General features: G+C 65.2%; 22 protein-coding genes. 13 read left to right on the top strand and 9 right to left on the bottom strand.

Annotation, left to right across the window (positions count from 1 at the left end):
* Positions 1-26 precede the first annotated feature (26 nt).
* Genes ABD928_RS12435 through ABD928_RS12450 form a run of 4 tightly spaced genes read left to right on the top strand, consistent with a single transcriptional unit; the run spans position 27 to position 4,519 of the window.
* Positions 27-1,037 carry a 2-oxoacid:ferredoxin oxidoreductase subunit beta gene (locus ABD928_RS12435; protein ID WP_187714980.1) on the top strand — a complete coding sequence of 337 codons (1,011 nt, stop codon included), beginning with the start codon at positions 27-29 and terminating at the stop codon, positions 1,035-1,037.
* A gap of 14 nt (positions 1,038-1,051) precedes the next feature.
* Positions 1,052-2,032 carry a metal-dependent hydrolase gene (locus ABD928_RS12440; RefSeq protein ID WP_345169235.1) on the top strand — a complete coding sequence of 327 codons (981 nt, stop codon included), beginning with the start codon at positions 1,052-1,054 and terminating at the stop codon, positions 2,030-2,032.
* A 9-nt stretch (positions 2,033-2,041) separates the two neighbouring features.
* Positions 2,042-3,289: a class I SAM-dependent methyltransferase gene (locus ABD928_RS12445; protein ID WP_345169238.1), complete on the top strand. Its 1,248-nt coding sequence runs from the start codon at positions 2,042-2,044 to the stop codon at positions 3,287-3,289.
* 24 nt (positions 3,290-3,313) lie between these two features.
* Complete coding sequence (locus ABD928_RS12450; protein ID WP_345169241.1) at positions 3,314-4,519, top strand: glycoside hydrolase family 27 protein; 1,206 nt, start codon at positions 3,314-3,316, stop codon at positions 4,517-4,519.
* Here ABD928_RS12450 and glpK read toward each other — a convergent pair.
* The 4 genes from glpK to purF all read right to left on the bottom strand — a co-directional run bounded on the left by glpK (position 4,516) and on the right by purF (position 8,671).
* On the bottom strand, positions 4,516-5,994 hold the full coding sequence (gene glpK, locus ABD928_RS12455) for a glycerol kinase GlpK (RefSeq protein ID WP_345169244.1): 1,479 nt from the start codon (positions 5,992-5,994) through the stop codon (positions 4,516-4,518). The two genes, ABD928_RS12450 and glpK, sit on opposite strands and share 4 nt — an antisense overlap.
* Before the next feature lie 44 nt (positions 5,995-6,038).
* Entirely contained in the window at positions 6,039-6,308 is a 270-nt protein-coding gene (locus ABD928_RS12460) for a hypothetical protein (protein WP_187714977.1), read from the bottom strand.
* A 103-nt stretch (positions 6,309-6,411) separates the two neighbouring features.
* A complete protein-coding gene (locus ABD928_RS12465; RefSeq protein WP_345169248.1) occupies positions 6,412-7,131 on the bottom strand; it encodes an SDR family NAD(P)-dependent oxidoreductase in 720 nt (239 codons plus the stop codon).
* A gap of 82 nt (positions 7,132-7,213) precedes the next feature.
* On the bottom strand, positions 7,214-8,671 hold the full coding sequence (gene purF / locus ABD928_RS12470) for an amidophosphoribosyltransferase (protein WP_345169251.1): 1,458 nt from the start codon (positions 8,669-8,671) through the stop codon (positions 7,214-7,216).
* 130 nt (positions 8,672-8,801) lie between these two features.
* Here purF and ABD928_RS12475 point away from each other — a divergent pair, with 130 nt between their 5' ends.
* Both ABD928_RS12475 and ABD928_RS12480 read left to right on the top strand, forming a co-directional pair.
* Positions 8,802-9,188, top strand: a complete 387-nt coding sequence (locus ABD928_RS12475) for a MerR family transcriptional regulator (protein WP_187714976.1) — start codon at positions 8,802-8,804, stop codon at positions 9,186-9,188.
* Between the two features lie 2 nt (positions 9,189-9,190).
* Entirely contained in the window at positions 9,191-10,987 is a 1,797-nt protein-coding gene (locus ABD928_RS12480; RefSeq protein ID WP_187714975.1) for an acyl-CoA dehydrogenase C-terminal domain-containing protein, read from the top strand.
* On the opposite strand, the gene ABD928_RS12485 is transcribed toward ABD928_RS12480, so the two are convergent.
* From ABD928_RS12485 to ABD928_RS12495, 3 genes are all read right to left on the bottom strand, one after another.
* Positions 10,984-13,671 carry an EAL domain-containing protein gene (locus ABD928_RS12485; RefSeq protein ID WP_187714974.1) on the bottom strand — a complete coding sequence of 896 codons (2,688 nt, stop codon included), beginning with the start codon at positions 13,669-13,671 and terminating at the stop codon, positions 10,984-10,986. The genes ABD928_RS12480 and ABD928_RS12485 overlap by 4 nt on opposite strands.
* A 99-nt stretch (positions 13,672-13,770) precedes the next feature.
* Positions 13,771-14,697, bottom strand: coding sequence for a cysteine synthase A (gene cysK / locus ABD928_RS12490; RefSeq protein WP_187714973.1), 927 nt, complete (start codon positions 14,695-14,697; stop codon positions 13,771-13,773).
* Between the two features lie 66 nt (positions 14,698-14,763).
* On the bottom strand, positions 14,764-16,035 hold the full coding sequence (locus tag ABD928_RS12495) for an MFS transporter (RefSeq protein ID WP_345169255.1): 1,272 nt from the start codon (positions 16,033-16,035) through the stop codon (positions 14,764-14,766).
* A gap of 100 nt (positions 16,036-16,135) precedes the next feature.
* Here ABD928_RS12495 and ABD928_RS12500 point away from each other — a divergent pair, with 100 nt between their 5' ends.
* From ABD928_RS12500 to radA, 3 genes are read left to right on the top strand one after another with little or no spacing between them, the layout of a single operon-like run.
* A complete protein-coding gene (locus tag ABD928_RS12500) occupies positions 16,136-17,872 on the top strand; it encodes a DUF885 domain-containing protein (protein ID WP_345169257.1) in 1,737 nt (578 codons plus the stop codon).
* Between the two features lie 45 nt (positions 17,873-17,917).
* Positions 17,918-18,385, top strand: coding sequence for an endonuclease domain-containing protein (locus ABD928_RS12505; protein ID WP_345170207.1), 468 nt, complete (start codon positions 17,918-17,920; stop codon positions 18,383-18,385).
* A 2-nt stretch (positions 18,386-18,387) separates the two neighbouring features.
* Positions 18,388-19,755: a DNA repair protein RadA gene (gene radA, locus ABD928_RS12510; RefSeq protein ID WP_345169259.1), complete on the top strand. Its 1,368-nt coding sequence runs from the start codon at positions 18,388-18,390 to the stop codon at positions 19,753-19,755.
* A 394-nt stretch (positions 19,756-20,149) separates the two neighbouring features.
* Here the strand turns inward: radA and ABD928_RS12515 are convergent, their stop codons facing one another.
* Positions 20,150-20,896 carry a class I SAM-dependent methyltransferase gene (locus tag ABD928_RS12515; protein ID WP_345169261.1) on the bottom strand — a complete coding sequence of 249 codons (747 nt, stop codon included), beginning with the start codon at positions 20,894-20,896 and terminating at the stop codon, positions 20,150-20,152.
* A 151-nt stretch (positions 20,897-21,047) separates the two neighbouring features.
* Here ABD928_RS12515 and ABD928_RS12520 point away from each other — a divergent pair, with 151 nt between their 5' ends.
* From ABD928_RS12520 to ABD928_RS12535, 4 genes are read left to right on the top strand one after another with little or no spacing between them, the layout of a single operon-like run.
* Positions 21,048-21,575 carry a CvpA family protein gene (locus tag ABD928_RS12520; RefSeq protein ID WP_345169264.1) on the top strand — a complete coding sequence of 176 codons (528 nt, stop codon included), beginning with the start codon at positions 21,048-21,050 and terminating at the stop codon, positions 21,573-21,575.
* Positions 21,572-22,882 (top strand): cysteine--tRNA ligase, encoded by a 1,311-nt coding sequence (gene cysS, locus ABD928_RS12525; RefSeq protein WP_345169267.1) that lies wholly within the window; start codon positions 21,572-21,574, stop codon positions 22,880-22,882. Before ABD928_RS12520 ends, cysS begins: the two co-directional genes overlap by 4 nt.
* Entirely contained in the window at positions 22,879-23,304 is a 426-nt protein-coding gene (locus ABD928_RS12530) for an iron-sulfur cluster assembly scaffold protein (protein ID WP_345169270.1), read from the top strand. Before cysS ends, ABD928_RS12530 begins: the two co-directional genes overlap by 4 nt.
* The gene (locus tag ABD928_RS12535; protein WP_345169273.1) at positions 23,301-25,091 is read left to right on the top strand and encodes a cation:proton antiporter domain-containing protein; all 1,791 of its coding nucleotides are present in this window, start codon (positions 23,301-23,303) and stop codon (positions 25,089-25,091) included. The genes ABD928_RS12530 and ABD928_RS12535 overlap by 4 nt, the downstream gene beginning before the upstream one ends.
* Here ABD928_RS12535 and ABD928_RS12540 read toward each other — a convergent pair.
* A complete protein-coding gene (locus tag ABD928_RS12540) occupies positions 25,088-25,633 on the bottom strand; it encodes a shikimate kinase (protein WP_345169277.1) in 546 nt (181 codons plus the stop codon). The two genes, ABD928_RS12535 and ABD928_RS12540, sit on opposite strands and share 4 nt — an antisense overlap.
* Positions 25,634-25,674 lie beyond the last annotated feature (41 nt).

Raw genomic sequence — 25,674 nt, forward strand, 5'->3', positions numbered from 1 at the left:
GCACTGATTTACTGGGTCCTGTACCGATGAACGAGATGACCAAAGTCACCACCGCCAAGGACTGGGCGAGCGACCAGGAGGTCCGCTGGTGCCCGGGCTGCGGCGATTATGCCGTGCTGAAGGCCGTGCAGCGGACGATGCCGGACCTCGGCGTCGCGCGCGAGAAGACGGTGTTCGTGAGCGGCATCGGCTGCTCCAGCCGCTTTCCCTATTACATGGCAAGCTACGGCTTCCACACGATCCACGGCCGCGCGCCTGCCTTCGCGACTGGCATCAAGCTTGCCAATCCGGAACTGGACGTCTGGGTCATCACCGGGGACGGCGATGCTTTGTCGATCGGCGGCAACCACACGATGCACGTGCTTCGCCGCAACCTCGACTGCCAGATCCTGCTGTTCAACAACGAAATCTACGGCCTGACCAAGGGGCAATACTCGCCGACCAGCCGCGTCGGTACGCGCAGCCCGTCGACGCCGTTCGGCTCGGTCGATCGGCCGGTGACTCCGTGCATGTTCGCGCTCGGCAGCGGCGCGCGGTTCATCGCCCGCGGCATCGACGTCCACAAGGCGCTGCCGGACGTGCTGAAGGCCGCCCACGCGCACAAGGGCGCGAGCTTCGTGGAAATCTACCAGAACTGCGTCGTCTACAACGACGACGTCTTCGCCAGCTTCACCGAGCGCAGCGTCGCGCAGGAAAAGCAGCTGTGGCTGAAGCCCGGCGAGAAGATGCTGTTCGCCGGCGACACCAAGGGACTCGCTCTCGACTCCGAGCGGCTGTGCCTGAAGATCGTGGAAGCGGACGATCCGTCGGTCATCGTCCACGACCCGAAGAACCGCGGCGTCGCGGCGATGCTGATCGAGCTGCCGCAAGGCTTCCCGGTCGCGCTCGGCGTGATTTACGAGGACCCGGCGCCGACGTTCGAAAGCGCCGTCGTCGAGCAGAACGCCGCCGCCGCTTCGGGCAAGAAGGCCGACCTCCAGGCGCTCGTTTCCAAGGGCCAGACCTGGCAAGTCGACAAAGAGCCGCACGCGATCTGACGACCTAGCCCAGCTTGGACAATCTCACCCACTCGATGGCCGGCTGGGCGCTGGGCCAGGCCGGTCTCAAGACGAAGACGCGCAAGGGGCTCGCGGCGCTGATCCTCGGCGCGAACATGCCGGACATCGACGTCTTCTTCGGCAATGCGCCTTGGGACCCGCTGGCAATTCACCGCGGGTTTACGCACGGTATCGTCGGCGGGGTACTGTTGATGCCGCCGGTATTGGCGGGCCTGCTGTGGTTGCTCGACCGCTGGCAGGTCGGGCGCGGAACGGTGTTCAAAAGCGGGCTGAAGATGCACTTCGGTTGGCTCGTCGCGCTGTCCTATATCGGCGCGCTCACGCATCCGTATCTCGACCTGCTGACCACCTATTCGGTCCAGCTTTTCTCGCCGTTCTCAAACCTCTGGTACCATGCCGACGGGCTGTTCATCATCGACCTCTGGCTGTGGCTCGTGCTCGCCGTCTCCATCGGACTATCGAAGGAGCTGGAGAGAAAAGGTCGGCCGTGGAAGCGGCCGGCGCAGGTCGGTGTCGCGATCACGTTTGCCTACATCGGAGTGAACCTGCTGATTACGCAGAGCGCGAATGCGGCAGTGCGCTCCGTCAGTCCCCATGCCGAGGCCTTGTTCGCTTCACCTCCACCCGCAGCGTCGTGGCGTCGCGACATGGTCTGGCGTGAAGGCGATTGCTACCGCCGCAGCACCTATTCGCCGTTTGCGGGGCTCGGGCCCGTCGGCAAGTGTGAACCGAACAACATGAACCTGCCGGAAGTGAGGCAAGCCATTGCGGCGGACCCGCGGCTGCGCAAGTTTCTCAAATGGTCGATCCTGCCGCAGGCGGACGTCATTCGCCGCGAGTGCAGCGCGCATGTGGCGATCGGCGACGCGCGCTACGGCGAGGGCCGCAGGTCGCGGCTGGCGCGGGAGAGCGAGGTTCCGATCACGGGACCGGGCTGCACCCAAAACCTCGACAACCGCCCGCCAAATTCATAACTGCGCGCCATGAGCACACGCGGCGCGCATCTGGTGCATGGCGATCGCGGCTTCATGACCGGCGGCAGCCTGATCGCGCGGGCGATTGCCCCGGGCGTCGATACGCTCATCGACGCCGTTCATCGCAAGATGGAGCGCGGCGGGATTGACGCGACCTTGCCCGATGGATCGCGGCGCAGGGTCGGCTTCCATCGTCCGGGCCCCGCCGCCCGCCTGGAGGTCAAGAGCTGGATGGCGTTGGTGCGGCTCGGCTTCTCCGGATCGGTCGGCTGGTACAAGGCCTGGGACCTCGGGGAGTGGACCTCGCCCGACCTTGTGCCCTTGTTCGAGCTGTTCAGCCTGAACGCGGTCACTCTTGGGGACGTCGGACGGGCAAAAGGTCCGGCGCGCTGGCTCAACTCTCTCGCCCATCGGCTGCGCGACAATGCGCCGCAGCGCGCCAAGGCGAATATCGCCGCCCACTACGATCTCGGCAACGATTTCTATTCGGCCTGGCTCGACACGACGATGACCTACAGCTCGGCGCGGTTCGCCGGGACGGATGAGCCGCTCGAGACGTCGCAATTGCGCAAGGTTCACGCCTTGCTCGATCGGCTGGAAATCAAGCCGGGCTCCCGGCTGCTTGAGATCGGGTCGGGCTGGGGCACGCTGGCGATCGAGGCGGGCAAGCGGGGCGCCAATGTCGTCGGCCTCACCCTGTCGGAGGAGCAGAAGGCCTGGGCGGATCGCCGCATTGCCGAGGCCGGCCTGTCCGATAAGGTCGAGATCCGGCTTCAGGATTACCGCGAAATCGCGGAGCAGTTCGATGCCATCGCCTCGGTCGAAATGGTCGAGGCGGTCGGCCAGCGCTGGTGGCCGGCCTACCTCGATTGCATCGCGCGAAACCTGAGGCCCGGCGGCCGAGCAGCCTTGCAGTTCATCAGCATGGATGGCCGGCTGTTCGACCGCTATGCCCGCAACGCCGATTTCATCCAGACCTACATCTTCCCGGGCGGCCAGTTGCTCAACGAGCCGCGGTTCGAGGCTCTTGCCCAGGAACGGGCCCTGTCATGGGAGGGCCGCGAAGGTTTTCGGAGCGACTATGCCGAGACGCTCAAGCACTGGCGCGAACGCTATGAAGCCGCAATTGCCACCGGCCGGCTGAATGGCTTCGGCGAGCAATTCCATCGCCTTTGGCGCTATTACCTGATGTATTGCGAAGGCGGATTCCGGGGCGGCGCGATCGACGTCGCGCAGGTGACGATGGTCAAGGGCTGACGAGCCCGAACGGGGGAGGGGCGAATGAGAATCCGGGAATTATTCTGTTGGCTTGCTTGCGTGGTCTCGCTCGGCGCTCCGGCCAGTGCCCAGTCGGTGCAGGAGATCGTCAACAAGGCCCCCAACGGTCTCGCCCAGACCCCGCCGATGGGCTGGAACAGCTGGAACAAGTTCGCCTGCAACATCACCGAAGCGACCGTTCGCGCAACCGCCGATGCGATGGTCGCCAGCGGCATGCGGGACGCCGGTTACGAATATGTCGTCATCGACGATTGCTGGCACGGAGCGCGAGACGCCGACGGCTTCATCACCGCGGACGCGCAGAAGTTTCCGTCCGGCATCAAGGCGCTCGCCGACTACGTGCACTCGAAGGGACTGAAGTTCGGGATCTACTCCGACGCAGGGCGTCTCACCTGCGGCGGCCGTCCGGGCAGCCAGGGCCACGAGTATCAGGATGCGCTGACTTATGCCCGCTGGGGCGTCGACTACCTCAAGTACGACTGGTGCAACACGGGCGACCGCAATGCGAAGGAAGCCTACGCGCTGATGGCGCACGCGCTTCGGCAAAGCGGCCGGCCGATCGTCTTTTCGATGTGTGAATGGGGCACCGCCAAGCCGGGGCTATGGGCGCAGAACGTCGGCAATCTGTGGCGGACGACGGGCGACATCTGGGACAGCTTCGCCAAGAACGACAAGGCGCACGACTGGGCGCATCCCGTCCTTTCGATCGTCGATCAGAACGAGCCGCTTTGGCAGTACGCCGGGCCGGGCCACTGGAACGATCCCGACATGCTCGAAGTCGGCAATGGGGGGATGACCACCGCCGAGTATCGCTCGCATTTCTCCTTGTGGGCGATGATGGCCGCCCCGCTGATGGCCGGGAATGACATTGCCAATATGGACGAAGCGACGCGCTCGATCCTGCTCAACAAGGACGTGATCGCGGTCGATCAGGACACGCTGGGAATCCAGGGCCGTCGCGTGGCGAAGGATGGGGACAAGGAAGTCTGGGTGAAGCCGCTGACCGGAGGCGGTCGCGCGGTGCTCCTGTTCAATCGCGGCGAGCTGCCGGTCAGGATTCAGGCGACGGCCGACCATGTCGGCATCCCCGCAACGCAGCGCGCCAAGGTCCGCGACCTCTGGGCCCATCGCGACATGCCGCGCTGGAAGGGCTCGCTCGAAGCCGAGGTGGAGCCGCGCGGTGTCGCGATGTTCCGGGTCGGTCCTTAGGGCAGGACTCGCCTGACCGCGTCTTGCCAGCCGGCGAGCAACCTGTCCCGGAGAGCGGCGTCCATCGCTGGCGCAAACCTGTTCGCTGCCGACCATGTCCGCTTCAACTCCGCAAGCCCGGACCAGATTCCGGTCGCCAGTCCGGCGTGGAAGGCCGCGCCCAGCGCCGTCGTCTCGAGGTTGGACGGACGTTCCACCGGCACGTCCGTGATGTCGGCAAGGAACTGGCAGAGCCAGCTGTTCGCCGTCATGCCGCCATCGACACGGATGGCGGCGGGCGTGGCGCAACCGTCCGCGATCATCGCATCGATCAGGTCGCGGGTCTGGTAGGCGGTGGCTTCCAGCGCAGCTCGGGCGAGATGCGCGCCAGTCGCGTCCAGGGTCAGCCCGAAGATCGCGCCGCGCGCGGTCGGGTCCCAATGGGGCGCCCCCAAGCCGACGAAGGCGGGCACCATGTAAACGCCGTGACTGTCGGGCAGGCGGGTCGCCATTCCATCGGTGTCGGACGCATGCGCGATGACCCCCAAGCCGTCGCGGAGCCACTTCACTGCCGCTCCGGCAACGAAGATCGAGCCTTCCAGGGCGTAGGTGGTCTTGCCGCCGATCCGGTAGGCGGGCGTAGTCAGCAAGCGATGCTCGGATGCGACTGCAGTCCCGCCGGTGTTCGCCAGCATGAAGCAGCCGGTGCCGTAGGTCGACTTGACCATGCCCGGTTTGAAGCAGGCCTGGCCGAACAGTGCCGCCTGCTGGTCACCCGCCATTCCGGCAATGGGGATTTGTCGCTCGAACAATCCCGGCGCGGTCAGGCCGAATACGCGGCTATTGTCATGGATCTCGGGGAGCAGGGCTTCGGGAACCCGGAACAGTCGGCAGAGATCGCCGTCCCATTCACCGCGATGAATGTCGCAAAGCAAAGTCCGCCCCGCGTTGGTGATATCGGTCGCGTGGACGTCGCCGCCCGTCAGCCGCCACAGCAGGAAGCTGTCGATCATCCCGGCCGCAAGCTCGCCACGCTCGGCGCGCTCGCGGGCGCCCGGTACATTGTCGAGGATCCAGGCGATCTTCGTCGCCGAAAAATAGGGGTCGAGCAGGAGGCCGGTCTTGGCCTGAACCTGCGGCTCGACGCCTTCGCGTTTCAGCCGCTCGCAAGTCTCGGAGGTGCGGCGGTCCTGCCAAACGATCGCGCGATGGATCGGCTCGCCCGTCGAGCGGTCCCAAACCACCACCGTCTCGCGCTGGTTGGTGATGCCGATGCCGGCCACGCGGCCTGGTTCGTTCGAACCGAGCACCTCACGCGCGACGGCGAGCGTGTCGCGCCAGATCTCTTCCGGATCATGCTCGACCCAGCCGGGCTCGGGATAATGCTGCGGCAGCTCCCGCTGGGAAACTGTCACGGGCCTTGCCGCCACATCGAACAGGATCGCACGCGTGGACGTCGTGCCCTGATCGATCGCCAGGATGTGGTCGGCCTGCATCGCGGCCGCAGCCTAACGCAAAGCGGCGGAAGCTCCAGCGGCGGTTACGACGCTTTCGCCCACTCCTTCGATTTCTCGACGATGGTCACTTCGCGCAGCAGCGCATCGACGCTTTCCGTCAGCTCCGGAAGAAAGCTGATCTGGTGCCGCGCACCGCGATAGGATTCCACCATCAGCAGCGCGTCGAGCAGGATCGGTACGACCACGCTCTCCGGATCGTCGAGCTCGGCGAGGAGCTTCAACTTGTCGATCGCTTTCTTTCTTGCGGCCTGCGGGTCGGCCAAAGCCGCCGTCCGCCCAATCATCCAACCCATGACGCAACCCTCCACTCGATTGCGCGGAGGATAGACCTTCGGCTGGGGCAGTGAAGTTCGCCCGGTCGCGGCTTCAGCGCGGCTCGGCGATACCGGCGTTATGTCAGGCGTCAGGCGCTCTCACCAATTCGCCGGTCGGGGCATCGGAAAGCACTCGGCCGAGGATGAACTCGGCGACGACCTCGGGCGGCTTGACGCTCTCCGGCTCCTCGCCCGGGAAGGCCAGCTGTCGCATCCGGGTGCGCGTGGCGCCCGGATCGACGATGTGGACGCGGATGCGCTTGGTGTGCTCGGTCTCGTCGGCATAGGAGCCGAGCAGGTTTTCAAGCCCGGCTTTCGACGATCCGTATGCGCCCCAGAAGGCGCGGGGCTCGTGCCCGACACTCGAAGTCACACCGATCACGTCCGCGCGCTCGGCCTTGCGAAGGATCGGGTCGAAGGCCGCAATCAGTGCCTGGCTCGATCCGACATTGAGCGTCAGGATCCGCGAATATTCCTTGGGATCGATATGCTCGACAGGGGTCAGCGACCCGAGCATGGCCGCGTTGAGCACCAGCACGTCGAGCTGCCCCCAACGCTCCGCGACGGCGGCTCCGAGCTTGCCGATGCCTTCGCCGTCGGTGAGGTCGAGCGGCGCAATCGTCGCGCTTCCACCGGCCTGGTGAATGCGCTCCTCGACCTCCTCCAACGCGCTTGCGGTGCGGGCGACGAGCAGGACGTGCGCCCCTTCGCGGGCGAGCGCCTCGGCGGTCGCGGCGCCAATGCCGCGGCTTGCCCCGGTGACGAGCGCGAGTTTCCCGGAAAGGGGTTTGGTTTCAGTCATAGGTTGCCGTCATTGCGAGGAGCGAAGCGACGAAGCAATCCACTTTCGCGCTGGATTGCTTCGCTTCGCTCGCAATGACGAATTAGCGCGCCGCGGCCAAAGCCAGCGTCGCGGCCGGGTCGTTCTCTTCGACGTCGGTCAGGCGTGTGGGGTAATCGCCGGTGAAGCAGGCATCGCAACGCTGCGGCTGCGCCGGGTCGCGATTGTCGCCGAGCGCGCGATAGAGGCCATCGATCGAAATGAACGCCAGGCTGTCGGCGTTGATGTAATCGGCCATCGCCTCGACGCTCATCTGTGCGGCGAGCAGCTTGGCGCGCTCGGGCGTGTCGACGCCGTAGAAGCAGCTGAACTTGGTTGGCGGCGAGGCGATGCGCATGTGCACTTCACGGGCACCGGCGTCGCGCATCATCTGCACGATCTTCACGCTGGTCGTGCCGCGAACGATGCTGTCGTCGATCAATACGACGCGCTTGCCGCGAATGAGCGCCGAATTGGCATTGTGCTTCAGCTTCACGCCGAGGTGGCGGACTTCCTGGCTCGGCTGGATGAAGGTCCGGCCGACATAGTGCGAGCGGATGATTCCCAGCTCGAACGGGATTCCGCTCTCCTGGCTGTAGCCGATGGCTGCCGGAACGCCGCTGTCGGGAACAGGAACGACCAGGTCAGCCTCGACAGGTGCTTCGCGCGAAAGCTCAGCGCCAATCCGCTTGCGCACTTCGTAGACGGAGGTGCCGTCGGCGATGGAGTCCGGCCGCGAGAAATAGACGTGCTCGAAGATACAGGGGCGGGGGTCTGCCTTCGCGAACGGGCAGAAGGAGCGGATTCCGCTGCCGTTGACGATGACCAGCTCGCCCGGATCGATCTCGCGGATGAAGCTTGCGCCGATCACGTCCAGCGCGACAGTCTCGGACGCGAAGATGGTGGCTTCGCCAAGCTTTCCCATCACCAGCGGGCGAATGCCGAGCGGGTCGCGGCAGGCGATCAGGCCCTCCTCGGTCAGCACGACGAGCGAATACGCGCCTTCGATCTGCTTCAGCGCATCGATCAGGCGGTCGGTCGGGCTTGCGGCCTGCGAGGTGGCGACGAGGTGGATAATCACCTCGGTGTCGCTGGTTGACTGGAAGATGGATCCGCGGCGGTTGAGCGTGCGCCGCAGCTTCATCGCGTTCGAAAGATTGCCGTTGTGGCCGACCGCGAAGCCTCCATCGTTCAGCTCGGCGTAAAGCGGCTGGACGTTGCGCAGCGCCGTCTCGCCGGTGGTCGAATAGCGAACATGACCGATCGCGGCACGACCGGGCAGCCTGCGCATGACCTCGTCGCGGTCGAAGTTGCCGGCGACGTGGCCCATCGCGCGGTGGGAGTGGAAATGCGCACCATCATAGCTGGTGACGCCTGCCGCCTCCTGGCCGCGATGCTGGAGGGCGTGAAGCCCAAGAGCAACGAAGCTCGCGGCGTTGTCGGCACCCCAGATGCCGAAGATTCCGCACTCTTCGTGCAGTTTGTCCCCGTCGAGGGACTCAAAAGGATTTGTGGTCAGCATCGTTCCCGGCCAGCGCTGCTAAGGCCCGTCATATAGGTGTCACCTTTTCGTTTGTCGCCCCCCGCCGACCGTTGAAATGAAATCCTCACGGGAGTTGACGTTTACGTGAACGTAAAGCATAGGCCGCCGCATGGACGCGGAGAGGCGTTACTATTCGATCGGGGAGATGTGTGACGACTACAGCGTCACCGCTCGTGCGCTTCGATTCTACGAAGACGAAGAGCTGATTGCGCCCGAACGGCGTGGGACGACTCGGCTTTACACCGACCGCGACCGCGCGCGCCTGACCTGGATCCTGCGCGGAAAGTCGGTTGGCTTCAGCCTCAACGACATTCGCGAACTGCTCGACCTCTACGATATCGGCGACCAGCAGCACACGCAGATGCTCGCGACCCGCGATCGCTGCCGGGATCGCATCGACGCGCTTCATCGCCAGAAGAAGGACATCGACGCCACCCTCGCGGAGCTCGAAGAGTTCTGCGTCTTCCTCGACGACCGCCTGACAAAGGACAGCTAGACATGCCGACCTACACAGCGCCCGTGCGCGAAACGCGTTTCATCCTCGAGGACGTGCTGCAGATCGGCCGCTACTCGAACCTGCCGGGCTTCGCGAATGCGACTCCGGACCTGGTGCAGGCGGTCCTGGAGGAAGGCGGCAAGTTCTGCGAGGAAGTGCTTCAGCCGCTGAACCGCGTCGGCGACGAGGAAGGCTGCCACCGCAACGACGATGGGTCGGTGACCACGCCTCCAGGTTTTAAGGACGCCTGGGACCAGTTCGTCGCCAATGGCTGGACGACGCTGTCGGCGCCTGAAGAGTTCGGCGGACAGGGCATGCCGCACGTGGTGTCGACCGCGATTTCCGAGTTCCTCTGCTCGGCCAACCACAGCTTCGAAATGTACAACGGCCTGACCCAGGGCGCGATCGCCGCGTTGCTGGTAAAGGGCACCGACGAGCAGAAGGCGAAGTACCTTCCGAACATGGTCTCGGGCCGCTGGACCGGCACGATGAACCTGACCGAGCCGCATTGCGGAACCGACCTCGGCTTGCTCAAGACCCGCGCCGACCCGAACCCGGACGGCACCTATTCGCTGACCGGCACCAAGATTTTCATCTCTTCGGGCGAGCACGACCTTAGCGAGAACATCATCCACATGGTGATCGCCAAGATCGCGGGCGCGCCGGACAATGTGAAAGGCATTTCGCTGTTCCTCGTTCCGAAGTTCCTCGTCAACGACGACGGATCGCTCGGCGAGCGCAACAAGGTCAGCTGCGGCTCTCTCGAAAAGAAGATGGGCATCCACGGCAATTCGACCTGCGTGATGAATTACGACGGCGCCAAGGGCTATCTCGTCGGTGAGGCGGAGAAGGGCCTTGCGGCGATGTTCATCATGATGAACGCCGCGCGCCTCGGCGTCGGCCTCCAGGGTCTTGCGCAGGGCGAGGTCGCTTACCAGAACGCCGTCACTTACGCTCGCGAGCGGCGGCAGGGCCGCGGCCTCCACAAGGACGCTTGGGATCAGAACGCCAAGGCCGATCCCTTGTTCGTCCACCCGGACGTGCGGCGGATGCTGATGGAGATGCGGACCTTCAACCAGGCGGCGCGGGCGCTAATCCTGTGGGGCGCGCTCCAGGTCGACCTTTCGCGGAAAGCGGCGACCGAGGAAGAGCGTGAGGCGGCGGACGATCTCGTCTCTCTGATCACCCCGGTCATCAAGGGCTATCTCACCGACAAGGGCTTCGAGGCTGCGGTGCTCGGCCAGCAGGTGTTCGGCGGTCACGGCTACATCCGCGAGCATGGCATGGAGCAGTTCGTCCGCGACGCCCGCATCGCCCAGATTTACGAGGGCACCAACGGCATCCAGGCGATGGACCTCGTCGGCCGCAAGCTGGCGCAGAACGGCGGCCGCGCGGTCCGCGCTTTGTTCGCGGCGTTGGCCGAGGACATTGCGGCGGCCAAGGCAGCCGGCGATCCGGCTGGGATGGGTGCGGCGCTCGAGCCTGCGGTCGGTGAGCTTCAGCGCGCGACCATGTGGCTGGCCCAGAACGGCATGGCCGACCCCGACAATGCCGGCGCGGGCGCCTATGCGTACATGAAGCTGATGGGCCTCGTCGTCCTCGGCTGGATGTGGCTGAAGATGGTCCAGGTTTCGGGACCGCTCGCCGCCAACGGGTCAGCCGACCGCGACTTTCACGAGGCCAAGCTGATCACCGCCCGCTTCTACGCCGAGCGCGAGCTTCCGCTGGCCGGATCGCTGCGTCGTCAGGTGGAAGCGGGTGCGGAAGCCGTGATGAAGCTCCCGGAAGAGGCGTTCTAGGCGGACGCCTTCTTCTCGACGTACCAGGGCGAAAGCATCTGGACGTCGTTGAGCTTCTGCTTCTTCGGAGCCAGCCGCGACATCTGGAACGCGTTCGTGAACTGCAGGCCGAACTTGCCGGCCTGCGCCCAGCGTACGATGCCCTCGACCGGACCGGCGCCGACGATATCCATCGCAACGCGCGTGCCCGGAGCGACGGATACGTCGCACTCGACCAGCGCGCCCATGATCGAGATGTTGCGCAGGCGGACTTCCTGAACCTTGCCGTCGATCGACGCCATCGCGCGGCGCATCAGGCGCTGGCGCGGCTCGCGAAGGCACTGGAAGCCGTCGGCGACGACTACCGCCTTCGCCGCAAGCTCGCGGGCTTCGAGGCCTTCGACCGGCCGGCCGAAGATGAAGCCCTGCACGTGGCTGACGCCAAGCTCGCGGATCAGCTGGAGGTCGTCGTGAGTTTCGACGCCCTCGGCGCAGGTGTCCATCTGCAGGCTCTCGGCCAATGTCACAATGGCGCGGATGATGGCGCTGTTGCGACTGGTTGTGGACGCGGCGCCGCGAACGAAGCTCTGGTCGATCTTGATCTTGTCGAACGGCGCCTTCTTCAAATAGCCGAGCGAGGAATAGCCCGTTCCGAAATCGTCCAGCGCGAGGCGAACGCCGAGGTCCTTGAGCTTGGCGAACGTTTCATCGGTGGTGTCGCCCTCGGCAAGGAACACGCCCTCGGTGATCTCCAGCTCCACCCGGCTCGCGCGGACATTGGTGCGCGCAATGGCGTTCGAGACGATCTCGACGATGTTGGGGTCGTTGAACTGGATCGGCGACAGGTTGATGGCGATCCGCACTGAGTCCGGCCACTTGGACGCTTCCTCCAGCGCCGTTTCCAGCACCCAGGTGCCAATCCGGCCGATGAGGCCGCATTCCTCGGCGAGCGGGATGAACTTTTCGGGCGAGATCTTGCCGCGCAGAGGATGGTTCCAGCGCACCAAGGCCTCGAAGCCACAGACGTCTTCACCGGCCGCGCTGACGATAGGTTGGTAGGCGACCCAAAGCTCGCCCTTGTCGATCGCCTGCCGCAAGTCGTTTTCGAGCACCTGGCGGTCTGACGCTTCGGAGTGCATCGAGGCTTCGTAGAAGCAATGCTTGCCGCGTCCCGCACCCTTCGCCGCATAGAGCGCAAGGTCGGCGTCGCGGACGAGGCTGTCGGCGGTGCAGCGGCCCGGGTCGCCGATCGAAATGCCGACCGACGCACCGATCACCACGCGGTGACCTTCGATGCTGTAGGGGCGCGAGACCTGCTCGATCAGGGTTCGGGCGAGCGATTCCAGCAGCCCGATGTCGACCGTTCCCGGTAGCACCGCCTTGAATTCGTCGCCGCCAAGGCGCCCAACCTGCCCGTGCTCGCCCATCACCGATTTCAGGCGATCGGCGACCTGTCGCAGGAGTGCGTCGCCAACCGGGTGGCCGAGTGTGTCGTTGACGTTCTTGAATCGATCGAGGTCGATGAGGAAGAGCGCGCAGCCCTTCTGCCGGTTCGTCGCGTTGCGCAGCGCCTCGTCGAGAGTCTGGCGCATCATTGCTCGGTTCGGCAGGCCTGTCAGCGAATCGAAGCGTGCCAGGCGAGTAATTTCCTGCTCGGAACGGCGCTGCTCGGTGAGGTCGGTGCCGATGCCGCGGAAGCCAAGGAAGCGGCCGCGCTCGTCGAAAATGGGGTTGCCCGACAGCGACCAGTGAATGTCCTCGTCGCTGGCGGCGCTGACGATCACGTCCGAGAAGGGGAAGCGCGCCGACAGATGGAAGCCCAAAGTCTTGCGTTCCTCGTTCGCTCCGGAGCTGGTGTCGACCGACAGCAGATCGGTGAACTGGCGGCCGAGAAGTTCGGGCGCTTCGCACTGGAAGTCGTCGGCAAGCTGCTGCGACACGTAGGAAAGGGTGCCCTCGCCATTGGTTTCCCAGAACCAGCCGCGCCCGCTGTTCTCGAATTCCTCGACGAAGTTGAGCGCCTTGCGCGCTTCTGCGTCGAGGTTGAGCCGCTTCCGGCCGGCGGCGATGAACGAGCGCGATCCGGCGATGCTGTATGCGACCAGGGTCAGCGACAGAGCGGCAACTGCCAGCGGCACCAGCGAACCCTCGGACAGCGCGACAGCGGCGAAGGCCGAGGTAATCATGTTGACGATGATCAACGGCGGCGACTGGATCGACACGACCGCGCCCATCGCGATTCCGGCGCTCATCGCGATCGGTGCAGCCGCCATCGGATAGAGGAAGCTGTCGTCCTGGATCGCCCAGCCAAACCAGGTCCAGATCAGGCCGGCGACGGTCAAATACACACACAGGCCGCGAACGACTGCGTGGGAAGGAATGTTGAGCCGCTTGCGGTTGTAGAGGACGGCGGCCGCCAGGACGTCGATAAGGATGGCTAGCGCGGCAGGAATGATGGGGTTGTCCGCCGACAGGCCGACACCGCGCGATTTGAACAGGAACATGCAAGCGCTGGTGACGAGAATGTGAGTCACGCCAAGGAGGACCGGCACGAGCTCCAGGCCCGTGACTCGCCAATCCGACAGCGATGCTTCGTCACTCGTCTCGGGAGAGCGAAGGCCGAACCACAGCGCCTCGCTGATCGAGATGCTGGTCTTCTGCGATCCGGTTTTTTCAACTGCTCTTGCGAAGCGAGCTCTGCGCATTCCTGGGCCTTTGCTGCGGGATCGTCCCGCTTGATGCAAAGGCCCATACGCCCGCAGGCCTTAATGGCCCGCGTAAGAAACGTGGTTAGCGGCGATTAACTATTTTTCTTCAGGCAGGAAGTCCGCGACCGACAAATAGCGCTCGCCGGTGTCGTAGTTGAAGCCCAGGACTCGCGAATTCTCGCCCAATTCCGGTAGCTTCTGCTTGATTGCCGCAAGCGTCGCGCCGGAAGAAATGCCGACCAGCAGCCCTTCTTCGCGCGCCGATCGCCGCGCCATTTCCTTCGCGTCGTCGGGGGTCACCTGGATTACGCCGTCAAGCAAATTGGTATCCATGATGGCAGGGATAAATCCCGCGCCGATTCCCTGGATGGGGTGCGGGCCCGGATCGCCGCCGGACAGGACCGGCGAAAGGGTCGGCTCGACCGCATAGACCTTAAGGTTCGGCCAGGCTTTCTTGAGGATGTCGGCGCAGCCGGTGATGTGGCCGCCAGTGCCGACGCCGGTGATCAGGACATCGGGAGGGCTGTCGCCGAAATCGCGCAGGATTTCCTGCGCCGTCGTGCGGCGATGAACTTCGAGGTTCGCGGGATTTTCGAACTGCTGCGGCATCCACGAGTTGGGCGTCGATGCGATGATTTCCTGGGCGCGGGCGATCGATCCCTTCATGCCCTTTTCGCGCGGTGTCAGTTCGAACTCGGCACCGTAGGAAAGCATCAGCCGGCGGCGCTCGATGCTCATGCTGTCGGGCATGACCAGGATCAGGCGATAGCCCTTGACCGCGGCGACCATGGCGAGGCCGATACCGGTGTTGCCCGAGGTCGGCTCGACGATCACGCCGCCCGGCTTCAGCTTGCCGGACTGCTCTGCATCCTCGACCATCGCGAGGGCGATGCGGTCTTTGATCGACGCGCCTGGGTTCGACCGCTCGGACTTGATCCAGACCTCCGCCTTGTCGCCGAACAGGCGGTTGATGCGGATGTGCGGCGTATTGCCGATGGTCTCGAGGACGGTGTTGGCTTTCATGCCGAGGGTCTCCTTTGGGTCGAGGCGGCTAGGTCGGGTCGATGATCCAGTCTTGCAAGCGGTCGCCTATACACCACTTGCGACGACGTCTGCTTCTTCGGGTGCAGGCTCTGGAAGTTCGAAGGTCCGCGCCTTGCGAAGCTCGGGGAACAGTCCGGCCCAGATCAAGGTGACGCAGATTGCGGCGATACCTCCCGCAACCGTCGCGGCGACCGGACCGAGCAAGGCGGCGGTGAACCCGCTGCGGGTTTCGCCGAGCTCGTTGGATGCCGAGATCGCCAGCGTCGACACGGCGGAAACGCGGCCGCGCATCTCGTCGGGCGTGTGGAGCTGGATCAGCGACTGGCGGATGTAGACCGAGAACATGTCCGCCGCTCCCAGCGTCGCGAGCATCGCCAGGGACAGCGGGTAGCTGGTCGAAAAGCCGAAGATCGCGGTCGCCGCGCCGAAGACGATGACTGCGGACAGCATCTTGACCCCGACGTCGGTCTTCAACGGCCGGACGGAAAAGAAGATCGCGGTAAGCGTCGCTCCAACGGCCGGCGCCGCGCGCAGTGGCCCAAGCCCGTCCGCGCCGACCTGCAGGATGTCGCGGGCATAGACCGGCAGCATGGCCGTCACGCCGCCGAGGAGCACAGCGAAAAGGTCGAGCGTGATCGCACCGAGCACCAGGCGGTTGCGGCGAACATAGGCGAGGCCGTCCGCCATTTGCTTGATCGGGCTTCCAGGCTTGAGCGGCGCCCGCGCAATTGGGCCGATGGTGAACAGGCAGATCGTGGCGAAGGCAAACAGGATCGCACTGAAGGCGTAGGGGATCTGCGGGTGGAAATCGTAGAGGATGCCGCCGAGGGCCGGACCGGCGATGGCGCCGGCCTGCCATGCGGCGGAGCTCAAGGCGATCGCCTGCGGCAGGATTTCCTTTGGAACCAGGTTCGGCGCCAAAGCTCCGAGCGCCGGACCGGCGAAGGCTCGCGCAACCCCAAGCAACGCCGCGACTCCGAACAGGATGGGAATGCTGATGAACCCGCCCCAGGTCGCCCAGAACAGGATGAGCGCGCAGACGAACTCCAGCGAAACAACCGCCCGGGCGATGTACCGGCGGTCGAGCCGGTCGGCGGTCCAGCCGCTGATCGGCGTCAGGACGAACAGGGGCACGAACTGGATCAGGCCGACGAGGCCAAGCTGGAACGCCGCATCGCGGATCGACATCGTCTCGCGGGCGATGTCATAGACCTGCCAGCCGATGACGATGACCATCGCCATCTGGGCAATGGTCGTGGCCAGGCGGGAAAACCAGTAGGACCGGTAGTCCGCGATACGCAAAGGGGCAGGGATCACGCCTTGCACCTAGAGGCGGCATGGCGGGTGCGCAATCGCACCGCGCTTGCTGTTGTTCGGCGCGAGCTTTACGCGATGCACCCTCAAGGGAGAGAGATTCATGCGAAGAATTCTGGTCGCTTCGGTTGCGGTTGCGGCGGTGGCTCTGGCGAGCTGCCAGGTGCAGGACAATTCCAATCAGGCGGGGACTGCGGCGGCAACGCCGTCCGCCGACTGGCCGGGCTTCGTCAACAGCTTCATCGAGGCGACCTTCAAGGCCAATCCCGGCTTTGCCGTCGCGCAGGGCCGCCACGAATTCGACGGGCAGATCTCCGATCTTTCGCAGGCCGGGATCGATGCCGAGGTCGCCCGCCTGAAAAAGGCGATCACCGACGCCGAGGCGTTCGGCAACGACAAGCTGACGAAGGAACAGCAATACGAACGCGACTATCTCGTCGCCGTCGCCAAGGGCCAATTGTTCTGGATCGACTCGGAAGGCGCCGACCAGCCACACACCAATCCTGCGTCCTACCTCGGCGCGCTTGACCCCTCGGTTTACATCACCGTGCCCTATGCTTCGGAGGAGCAGAGGCTGCGGTCGTACATCAAGTTCCTTGAGAACGTCCCGCGCGCCGCCGAGCAGATGCGCGCCAACATCCGCACCCCGATGCCGATCAGCTTCGTCGACTATGCCAAGAATGCGTTCGGCGGCTTCGCCGAATATTATCCGGCCGACGGCATGGCCGCGTGGAAAGGCGTCGGCACCGACGAGGACCAGAAGGCGCTTCAGGCCGCGACCGACAAGGCCGTGACCGCGATGAAGGAGACGGTCGCCTGGGTCGAAGGGCAGCGCTCGTCCGCCAAGCCGAACTTCGCGCTCGGCAAGGCCAAATACCAGCGAATGCTGGCCGACACCGAAATGGTGGCGACGCCGGTCGAGGAGCTCGAGAAGATCGGGCGAGCCGACCTCGAGTCCAACCAGAAGCTGCTGAAGGAAGCCTGCGCCCGCTACGCGCCCGGCGCGACGATCCCGGCCTGCATGGACAAGATGAATGCCGACAAGCCCGAAGGCGGGCCGGTCGCCGAGGCCCGCCGGCAGCTGCCGATGCTGAAGCAGTTCCTGATCGACAAGAACATCGTCAGCATCCCCGGGCCGGAAGAGGCCAAGGTCGAGGAAGCGCCGCCCTACAACCGGCAGAACGCGGCCTACATCAACATCCCGGGGCCGTACGAAAAGAACCTCCCGTCCGTCTATTACATCGCGCCGCCGGACCCGACCTGGACCAAGGCGATGCAGGACGCCTACATCCCGGGCAAGTCGGACCTCCTGTTCACATCGGTGCACGAGGTTTGGCCGGGCCACTTCCTCAACTTCCTCCACGCCAACCGGTCCAAGAACATGTTCGGCCGCCTGTTCGTCGGTTACGCCTTTGCCGAAGGCTGGGCCCACTACACCGAGGAGATGATGCGCCAGGCGGGTGTCGGCGGCGGCACGGACGAGGTTCTCATCGGCCAGATCTCGAACGCGCTTCTGCGCGACTGCCGCTTCCTTTCCTCAATCGGAATGCACACCGGATCGATGACCCAGCAGCAAAGCTACGACCTGTTCCGCAACGAATGCTACCAGGACGAGGGCAATGCGAAGCAGCAGGCGGCGCGCGGGACGTACGATCCGGGCTACCTCAACTACACCATGGGCAAGCTGATGATCCGCAAGCTCCGCGACGACTGGACGGCCAGCCGTGGCGGGCAGAAGGCGTGGAAGGACTTCCACGACCAATTCCTCAGCTTCGGCGGCCCACCCATCCCGCTGGTCCGCCAGCAGATGATGGGCAGCAAGGCGGAAGCGGTATTTTAGGCGCTTCTCGTTCGTGCTTTGTTCTAGTACGCTGAACGCATGGAGATGACGCAAATTCCTCCCCGAACCGGGGAGGGGGACCATGCGCAGCATGGTGGAGGGGGCCCAGGCCTCCTCCGCGCACCAATCAAGCAGGTTAAGCGCGCACGCCGCCTGCGGCGAGAGCTGACCTTGCCGGAGGTTCTCCTGTGGCAGGCTCTTCGAAAGCGTCCGAACGGACTAAAGTTCAGGCGTCAGTTTCCGATCGGTCCGATCGCGGTGGACTTTGCATGTCTTGACCGGCGTTTGATCGTGGAGGTTGATGGAGAAGGGAATAGCTTTGGCGATCAGCCTCGGCGAGATGCTGCACGCGACGCGCTGCTCGTCCGGGAAGGCTTTGGCGTTCTGCGCATTCCGGCTCGTGCCGTTCTCGAAGATCTCGACGCCGTAATTCGCCGGATTGTATCAAGCGCGGACGTGGGCCCCCTCCACCAGCCTGCGGCCGGTCCCCCTCCCCGTGCCGGGGAGGAATAAGTATGGCCAAGCCCAAGACCCGGTACGTCTGCCAAGCTTGCGGCTCCGTCTCCAGCCGCTGGCAAGGGCAGTGCACCGACTGCGCCGAATGGAACACGTTGGTGCAGGAGGCCGCGGAGGTCTCCAGCATCTTTGCAGCCAAGCACAACCTCCAGGGCGGCGGGCGGCAGATTCAGCTTGTCGGCCTCGACCATCCGGTCGCGCTGCCGGAGCGGATCGGCACCGGCATCACCGAATTCGACCGCGCCATCGGCGGCGGCATCGTCCCCGGCTCGGCAATGCTGGTCGGCGGCGACCCCGGCATCGGCAAGTCGACCCTGCTGCTTCAGGTCTGCGCCGACCTCGCGAGCAAGGGCCGTAACGTCATCTACGTGTCGGGCGAGGAGTCCGCAGAACAGGTGCGGCTGCGCGCCGTTCGTCTCGGGCTCGGCAAGGCTCCGGTGCGGCTGGCGGCGGCGACGTCGGTCCGTGACATCCTGACCACGCTCGGCGACAATGGTGGCGCGGACCTGCTGGTCATCGACTCCATCCAGACCATGCACTCCGATTTGATCGAGGGCGCGCCCGGCACGGTGAGCCAGGTCCGCGCTTCGGCGCAGGAGCTGGTGCGCTTTGCCAAGGAGCATGGGACCGCGCTGATCCTGGTCGGCCACGTCACCAAGGACGGCACTGTCGCGGGCCCGCGCGTGCTCGAGCATATGGTCGACACGGTGCTCAGCTTCGAAGGCGAGCGCAGCCACCAGTACCGCATCCTCCGCGCGATGAAGAACCGCTTCGGCGGCACCGACGAGATCGGCGTGTTCGCGATGGAGCGCGAAGGGCTGACCGAAGTCCCGAACCCGTCGGTCCTCTTCCTCACCCAACGCGGCGAGCCGGTTAGCGGCACCAGTATCTTCCCAGCGCTGGAAGGCAGCCGCCCGGTGCTTGTCGAAATCCAGGCTTTGACCGTCCGCCTCGCCTCAGGCGCAACGCCGCGACGCGCGGCCGTCGGGTGGGACAGCGGCCGCCTCGCCATGATCCTCGCTGTCCTCGAAGCGCGCTGCGGCCTCAGCTTCGCGTCGGCGGAAGTCTATCTCAACGTCGCCGGCGGCTATCGCCTGACCGACCCCGCCGCCGACCTCGCCGTGGCGGCGGCCCTGATATCCGCGCTGACCGAACGGCCGATCCCGAACGAGTGCATCACTTTCGGCGAGATCGCCTTGTCCGGCGAAGTCCGCCAGGTCGCGCACGCCGGTCTACGGCTCAAGGAAGCCGCCAAGCTCGGCTTCGAACGCGGCTGGGTTCCCGCCGGTACGAAGGGCGCGGATGGCATCGCGTCGAGCAGCTTCGGCAACGTCCGCGCGCTGGTGGATCAGATTCTCGGGCGTTAGCGGAATGGCTGCTTTGGGTGGAAAGCGGACAGTTCGCTGCTAGGCACGCAACATGCTTTTGGGGTTAGCGACGACTGTACTTGTAGCCCTGCTCTGGGACTGGTCTGTCTTTTGGTCGGTTGGGAACTGGCAGCGCACTTTCCGGGGAACGAGTCCTAGTTTCACCTACAGGGAGACGATGTTTCCGAGGCTGGTGGCAACGATCGCAGGCTGCGTCTTGTTTTGGTTTGGCAAACAGTTCTCGGAGCAGTCGATCGGGGTAGCTTTGTTCATTCTGGCCGTGGGCCTCATCGGCACTTCCCACGGGTACCTCTATTATAAGGCTTGGGTGATGCGGCGCGAAGGCACATCTGGTCCCGGAAAGTAGGATGCGCGCCTTGGTTTGAAGCTACTATTAAGCCTCTCGTCGCTTCCCGATCACGCTGACCGTTAGAAACTTCGCGTGCTGCTCTGTCGCAACCAGGAATTCGCTCACGCCGCCGCTTGCCAGCGCGACGATGACCTCGCTCATCGGATAGTCGTTCATCTGCATCGCGGGCGCATTCCACCGCCGGCCGGCGCAGATGTTCTGCCAGATCTTCACGCCGGGGATGTGATGGCTCGCCCACCACAAGGCGCGTGAGGGGAGCCCGTCGGTGCGGATCGACACATGCACGTGGATTCCGCCGCCCGGACGCACCCGCTCCACCAGCCGCGCCAGGATCGAAAGCCCGCGCCGCACGGGGATGTGCTGCAGCGTGATGTAGCTGTTGACGAAGTCGAACTGGCCGGCCGCATTCGAGAGCCGGTCGTCGGCCAGTTCGAACTCGACATTCGCAACGTCGAGCCGCTCGGCATTGGCCTTCGCCTCGGCGAGCATGGAGGGCGAAACGTCGAGCCCGGTCACCTGCTCGAACCCGGCCCCCAGCGGCAGGGTCAGGCGACCGACGCCGCAGCCATGGTCGAGCGCCGACCCACGCGGCACGGCGCCGAAATGGCTTTCGTACCGCCGCAGCAGCCCGGCGACGAAGGCGCGGCCGGATTCGAAGAACGCATCGCGGTTGTCCCCGATCTGCGGCGCGGTGAAGCGCTCCTCGGCGAGCACTCCGTAATAAGGGTTCTCGCGCCCGAACTTCTCCCACGCCTTGTCGGTACTTAGCATTCGCGGGCCACATCAGCCGAACCGTGCCGCCGGCGCAAGCGCCATCGTTCCGTCATTGCGAGGAGCCGAAGGCGACGCGGCAATCCAGATCGCCGCTGGATTGCTTCGCTCCGCTCGCAATGACGAAAAGAACAGGCTAGCGCCTCGCAAAATGAGTGCGCTCGACATCTTCGTCATCGTCCTGCTTGGCGGCGGAGCCGTGATCGGCTTCGTCCGCGGGCTGGTGCACGAAATGCTGTCGCTGCTCGCCTGGGTGGTGGCGATCGTCATGCTGCGCCTGTTCCATACTCCGATCACCGTGTCGCTGACCGAGGCGGTGGATTCGGCGACGGCCGCCGCGGTGCTCGCCTTCATCATCCTGTTCCTGCCGAGCTTCCTGTTCATGAAGTTACTGGCGCGGTCGATCGGCAAGAAGACGCGGACGTCGATGCTCGGCCCCTTCGACCGCGTGCTGGGCGGCGGGTTCGGCCTGCTCAAGGGCCTGCTTGCGGTGACCTTGTTCTTCCTGCTGGCGAACCTCGCCACCGATTTGACCTACGGCCCGGAGGAGCCCCGCCCCGATTGGATGCGCAACGCCCGCACCTATCCTCTCCTCAACGCCAGCGGCCGCGCCGTCGTCGACTGGGTCGAGGCGCGGCGGAAGGGGAGCCACGAACTCCAGAAGGAAGACCAGAATTGATCCGCCTGCATGACACGATGACCCGCGAGAAGCGGCCGTTTGTGCCGTTCAATCCGCAGCGGATCACCATGTATGTGTGCGGGCCGACGGTCTATGGCCGCGCGCATATCGGCAATGCGCGGCCGCCGGTTATCTTCGACACGCTGGCGCGGCTGATCCGGCATGAGTTCGGACCGAACAGCCTAGTCTATGCCCGCAATGTCACCGACGTCGATGACAAGATCATCGCCGCGGCCGAGGCGGAAGGGGTCGATCCGTCCGTCATCACCGAGCGGTATGAGCGCTTTTACCTCGACGACATGGGTGCGCTTGGCGTGACCCCGCCGGACATCGCCCCGCATGCGACGCAGGAAATCCCGGCGATGGTCGCAATGATTGAGCGGCTGATCGAGCGCGCCAATGCCTACGCCGCGGAGGGCCACGTGCTGTTCTCCGTCCCGAGCGATCCCGACTATGGTGCGCTTAGCAAGCGCGACCGCGACGCGATGGTCGCCGGCGCGCGGGTCGAGGTCGCCCCCTACAAGCGCGACCCCGCCGACTTCGTGCTGTGGAAGCCAAGCGGCGAGGGCGTCATCGGCTGGAAATCGCCGTGGGGCAGGGGCCGCCCAGGCTGGCACGTCGAATGCTCGGCGATGATCGAGCGGCACCTCGGCGAGACCATCGACATCCACGGTGGCGGGCTCGACCTCATCTTCCCGCACCACGAGAACGAGATCGCCCAGAGCCGCTGTGCCCACCACGGCCTGCCGCTCGCGCGCTACTGGGTGCACAACGGCTTCGTCGACATGGGGTCGGAGAAGATGTCGAAGTCGCTCGGCAATGTCGTCACGCCGGCGGAGCTGCTCGAACAGGGGCACCGCGGCGAGACGCTGCGGCTGGCATTGCTGTCGGCGCATTACCGGCAGCCGCTGGCGTGGACGGACGACCTGATCGCACAGGCGAAGGCGACGCTCGACCGCCTTTATCGCGCTGGCGGCGATGCGGAGGCGGGAGAGATCGACCCGGGCGTGATCGAGGCGCTTTCCGACGATCTCAACACACCGCTGGCGATGTCGCGTCTTTCGGCGATCGAGGATCCGTCGGTCTTGAGAGCCAGCGCGAACTTGCTCGGCTTGCTCCAAAGCTCGGAAGAGGAATGGTTTCGCGGCGGCGGAGATGCGTCGGACGTTGACGCCCGCATCGCAAAGCGCGCGGAAGCGAAGAAAAACCGCGACTTCGCCACCGCCGACCGCATCCGCGACGAGCTAAAGGCCGAGGGTATTGTCTTGGAGGATACGGCTGCGGGCACTACGTGGCGAAGGGAATGAACGCGCCGCTGTACACGACCGAGATCCTGCGGCTTGCGGCTTCGCTGCCTGGGCCGATGACGCTCGACCGGATCGACGGAAGCGCCGAGCAGCGTTCTCCAATCTGCGGAAGCACGATCCGCGCGGTCGTGAAGCTGGGCGATGACGGCAGGATCGAAGCGCTCTCGCAGGAAGTCCATGCCTGCGCGTTCGGGCAGGCTTCGGCCTCCTTGCTTGCGGCAGGCGCGGTCGGCCGCTCGTTCGAAGACATCTCCGAAGCCGCCAACGCTCTCGAAGCGTGGCTTGGCGGCGATCGCGACGATGCCGGAACCTGGCCGAACCTGTCGGCGCTCGCACCCGCCCGTTCGCGCAAGTCGCGTCACGGCGCGATCCTTCTGCCGTTCAAGGCTCTCGCCGCCGCCATGAAGAGCGCTCACGCATGACCGGCACCGCGCCCGAGGTCGTCACCAGCAACCTGCTGTTCGACGGCGCGCTGATGCTCGGCGCGGCCTTGTTCTTCGTCACCCTGTTTCGCAAGCTCGGGCTTGGTGCGACGCTCGGCTATATCGTCGCCGGTGCGATCATCGGCCCCAACGCGCTCGGCCTGATCGGCGAGGCGGACTCGATCATGGCGGTGTCGGAAATCGGCATCGCGCTCCTGCTGTTCCTCGTTGGCCTGGAGCTGAACCCGAGCCGGCTGTGGCGATTGCGCAAGGACATTTTCGGGCTTGGCCTGTTGCAGGTCATGGTCTGCGGCCTGGCACTCGCGCTGCTGATCCGCTTCGCGCTCGGCTTCAGCTGGGAAGCGAGCATCGCCATCGGCCTGCCGCTGGGCCTGTCGTCGACGGCGCAGGTGCTGCCGATGCTGCGGTCGACCGGCCAGCTCAACCATCCGCGCGGGGAGCGGGCCTTCTCGGTCCTGCTGTTCCAGGACCTGTCGATCGTCCCGATGATCACCATCATCGCGGCCATGTCGCGGGCGCCGGTCGATCCGACCGCGCCGTCGGGCGGGATGCTCGCGCTCTACACGGTGGGGGCGATCGTCGGCCTGGTCCTCGTCGGCCGCTTCATTCTCAATCCGTTGTTCCGGCTGATCGGCCGCTTCGGCGAGCGCGAATTGTTCATCGTCGCTGGGCTGTTCGCGGTCATCGCCAGCGCCGCGCTCATGCATTCGCTGCATTTGTCGACGGCTCTTGGCGCCTTCATCGCCGGCGTGATGCTTGCGGAATCACCGTATCGGCACGAGCTCGAAAGCGACGTCGAGCCGTTTCGCTCGATCCTGCTCGGCCTGTTCTTCCTCTCGGTCGGAATGCTGATCGACTTCAACGCCGTCGCCGCCCGGCCGGAGCTGGTGTTCGGCCTCGCGGTCGGGATCATCGTCGTGAAGGCGGTGCTGATTGCCGGCCTCGCGTTCATGTTCGGGATGAAGAAAGGGCGGGCGATCTGGCTCGGCCTGTTGCTCAGCCAGGCGGGCGAATTCGGCTTCGTGCTGTTCGGCCAGGCGGCGAGCGCGCAGCTGATCACGCCGGAGGCCGCGTCGCTGTTCAGTGCCGTCGTCACCCTGACCATGGTCTCGACGCCGTTCCTGATGCAGGTAGTCGAGTGGGTCCTCCGGCGGATTCCCGAACCGGCATCCGATCTCGACGGACCCGAGTTCTCGCCCGAGACCAATGTCATTGTCGTCGGCTACGGCCGCTTCGGCCAGACCGTCGCGCAAATGCTGATGGCCAAGCGCATCCCGGTCACGATCATCGACAGCAAGCCATCGCAGATCGAGCTCAGCGAGGAATTCGGCACCAAGGTCTATTACGGCGATGGAACCCGCGTGGACCTGTTGCGCACCGCTGGCGCCGACACCGCCGAGGGCATCCTGTTCTGCCAGACCCCGCGCGAACTGACGCGTGAGAAGCTGGAGGCGGTGTTCAACACCTTCCCGCAGGTGGCGGTCATGGCCCGCGTGTATGACCGGCTTCAGGTGATCGAATTCTCCGGGCTCGAGCTCGCTGTCTGCGAGCGCGAGCTCTACGAAAGCGCGGTTGTCATGGGCCGGCAGGCACTGATCAAGCTCGGCATCGCGCAGCGCGAAGCCGAACGGGTCGAGCGCGAATACCGCCAGCGGGACCTCGAACGGCTCGATGCGCAAACGGTGACGGGCGACCTCCACGCCAAGTTCGACCGCAGCTTCGGGGTCGACCGCCCCCTGGAGGACGAGGCGAAGAGCCCGGCCTAGGCCGGGCCGTCGAGGTGCGATTCGAGCGCCACGACAATGGACTCGACGACATCGCCGTGGGCGCCCTGGCCGCTGGTCACACGGATATGCGCCTCCGCGTAGGAAGGTCCCCGGTCCTTGGCGAGCCGCTCCAGCGTTTCCTTGGGATCACCGTTCCTCAGCAGCGGCCGCGTGTCGCGTCGTGCGGTGCGGTCCGCGAGCACCTCGACCGGAGCGTCGAGCCAGATGGTGATCGAACGCTCGATGAGAAGTTGCCGCGTGCGGGGATCGACGAAGACGCCGCCGCCGGTCGCAATCACTCGAACCTCGCCGTCGACCAGCCTTGCGACCAGCCGGCGCTCGCCGTCGCGGAAGTCGGCCTCGCCGTAGCGTTCGAAGATTTCCGCAGCGGTATAGCCAGCGGCATCGGCGATCGCGCTGTCGGTGTCGATGAAGGGAAGGCCGAGCCGCTTCGCCAGCCGACGTCCGACAGTCGACTTCCCCGCGCCCATCAGGCCAACGAGAACGATCGGTCGATCAAGACGGTCTGTCAGCTTTCCCACCGGCGGGGCTATACAGCGAGCGGACGCGGCGGCAAAAGCGG

This window comes from Sphingomonas daechungensis (assembly GCF_039543105.1).
Lineage (GTDB): Bacteria > Pseudomonadota > Alphaproteobacteria > Sphingomonadales > Sphingomonadaceae > Sphingomicrobium > Sphingomicrobium daechungense.

Bases quoted from the DNA above. Each gene is read 5' to 3' on its own strand.
- ABD928_RS12435 (WP_187714980.1), top strand. From the start codon at position 27: ATGAACGAGATGACCAAAGTCACCACCGCCAAGGACTGGGCGAGCGAC.
- ABD928_RS12445 (WP_345169238.1), top strand. From the start codon at position 2,042: ATGAGCACACGCGGCGCGCATCTGGTGCATGGCGATCGCGGCTTCATG.
- ABD928_RS12450 (WP_345169241.1), top strand. From the start codon at position 3,314: ATGAGAATCCGGGAATTATTCTGTTGGCTTGCTTGCGTGGTCTCGCTC.
- glpK (WP_345169244.1), bottom strand. From the start codon at position 5,994: ATGCAGGCCGACCACATCCTGGCGATCGATCAGGGCACGACGTCCACG.
- ABD928_RS12460 (WP_187714977.1), bottom strand. From the start codon at position 6,308: ATGGGTTGGATGATTGGGCGGACGGCGGCTTTGGCCGACCCGCAGGCC.
- ABD928_RS12465 (WP_345169248.1), bottom strand. From the start codon at position 7,131: ATGACTGAAACCAAACCCCTTTCCGGGAAACTCGCGCTCGTCACCGGG.
- purF (WP_345169251.1), bottom strand. From the start codon at position 8,671: ATGCTGACCACAAATCCTTTTGAGTCCCTCGACGGGGACAAACTGCAC.
- ABD928_RS12475 (WP_187714976.1), top strand. From the start codon at position 8,802: ATGGACGCGGAGAGGCGTTACTATTCGATCGGGGAGATGTGTGACGAC.
- ABD928_RS12480 (WP_187714975.1), top strand. From the start codon at position 9,191: ATGCCGACCTACACAGCGCCCGTGCGCGAAACGCGTTTCATCCTCGAG.
- ABD928_RS12485 (WP_187714974.1), bottom strand. From the start codon at position 13,671: ATGCGCAGAGCTCGCTTCGCAAGAGCAGTTGAAAAAACCGGATCGCAG.
- cysK (WP_187714973.1), bottom strand. From the start codon at position 14,697: ATGAAAGCCAACACCGTCCTCGAGACCATCGGCAATACGCCGCACATC.
- ABD928_RS12500 (WP_345169257.1), top strand. From the start codon at position 16,136: ATGCGAAGAATTCTGGTCGCTTCGGTTGCGGTTGCGGCGGTGGCTCTG.
- ABD928_RS12505 (WP_345170207.1), top strand. From the start codon at position 17,918: ATGACGCAAATTCCTCCCCGAACCGGGGAGGGGGACCATGCGCAGCAT.
- radA (WP_345169259.1), top strand. From the start codon at position 18,388: ATGGCCAAGCCCAAGACCCGGTACGTCTGCCAAGCTTGCGGCTCCGTC.
- ABD928_RS12515 (WP_345169261.1), bottom strand. From the start codon at position 20,896: ATGCTAAGTACCGACAAGGCGTGGGAGAAGTTCGGGCGCGAGAACCCT.
- ABD928_RS12520 (WP_345169264.1), top strand. From the start codon at position 21,048: ATGAGTGCGCTCGACATCTTCGTCATCGTCCTGCTTGGCGGCGGAGCC.
- ABD928_RS12530 (WP_345169270.1), top strand. From the start codon at position 22,879: ATGAACGCGCCGCTGTACACGACCGAGATCCTGCGGCTTGCGGCTTCG.
- ABD928_RS12535 (WP_345169273.1), top strand. From the start codon at position 23,301: ATGACCGGCACCGCGCCCGAGGTCGTCACCAGCAACCTGCTGTTCGAC.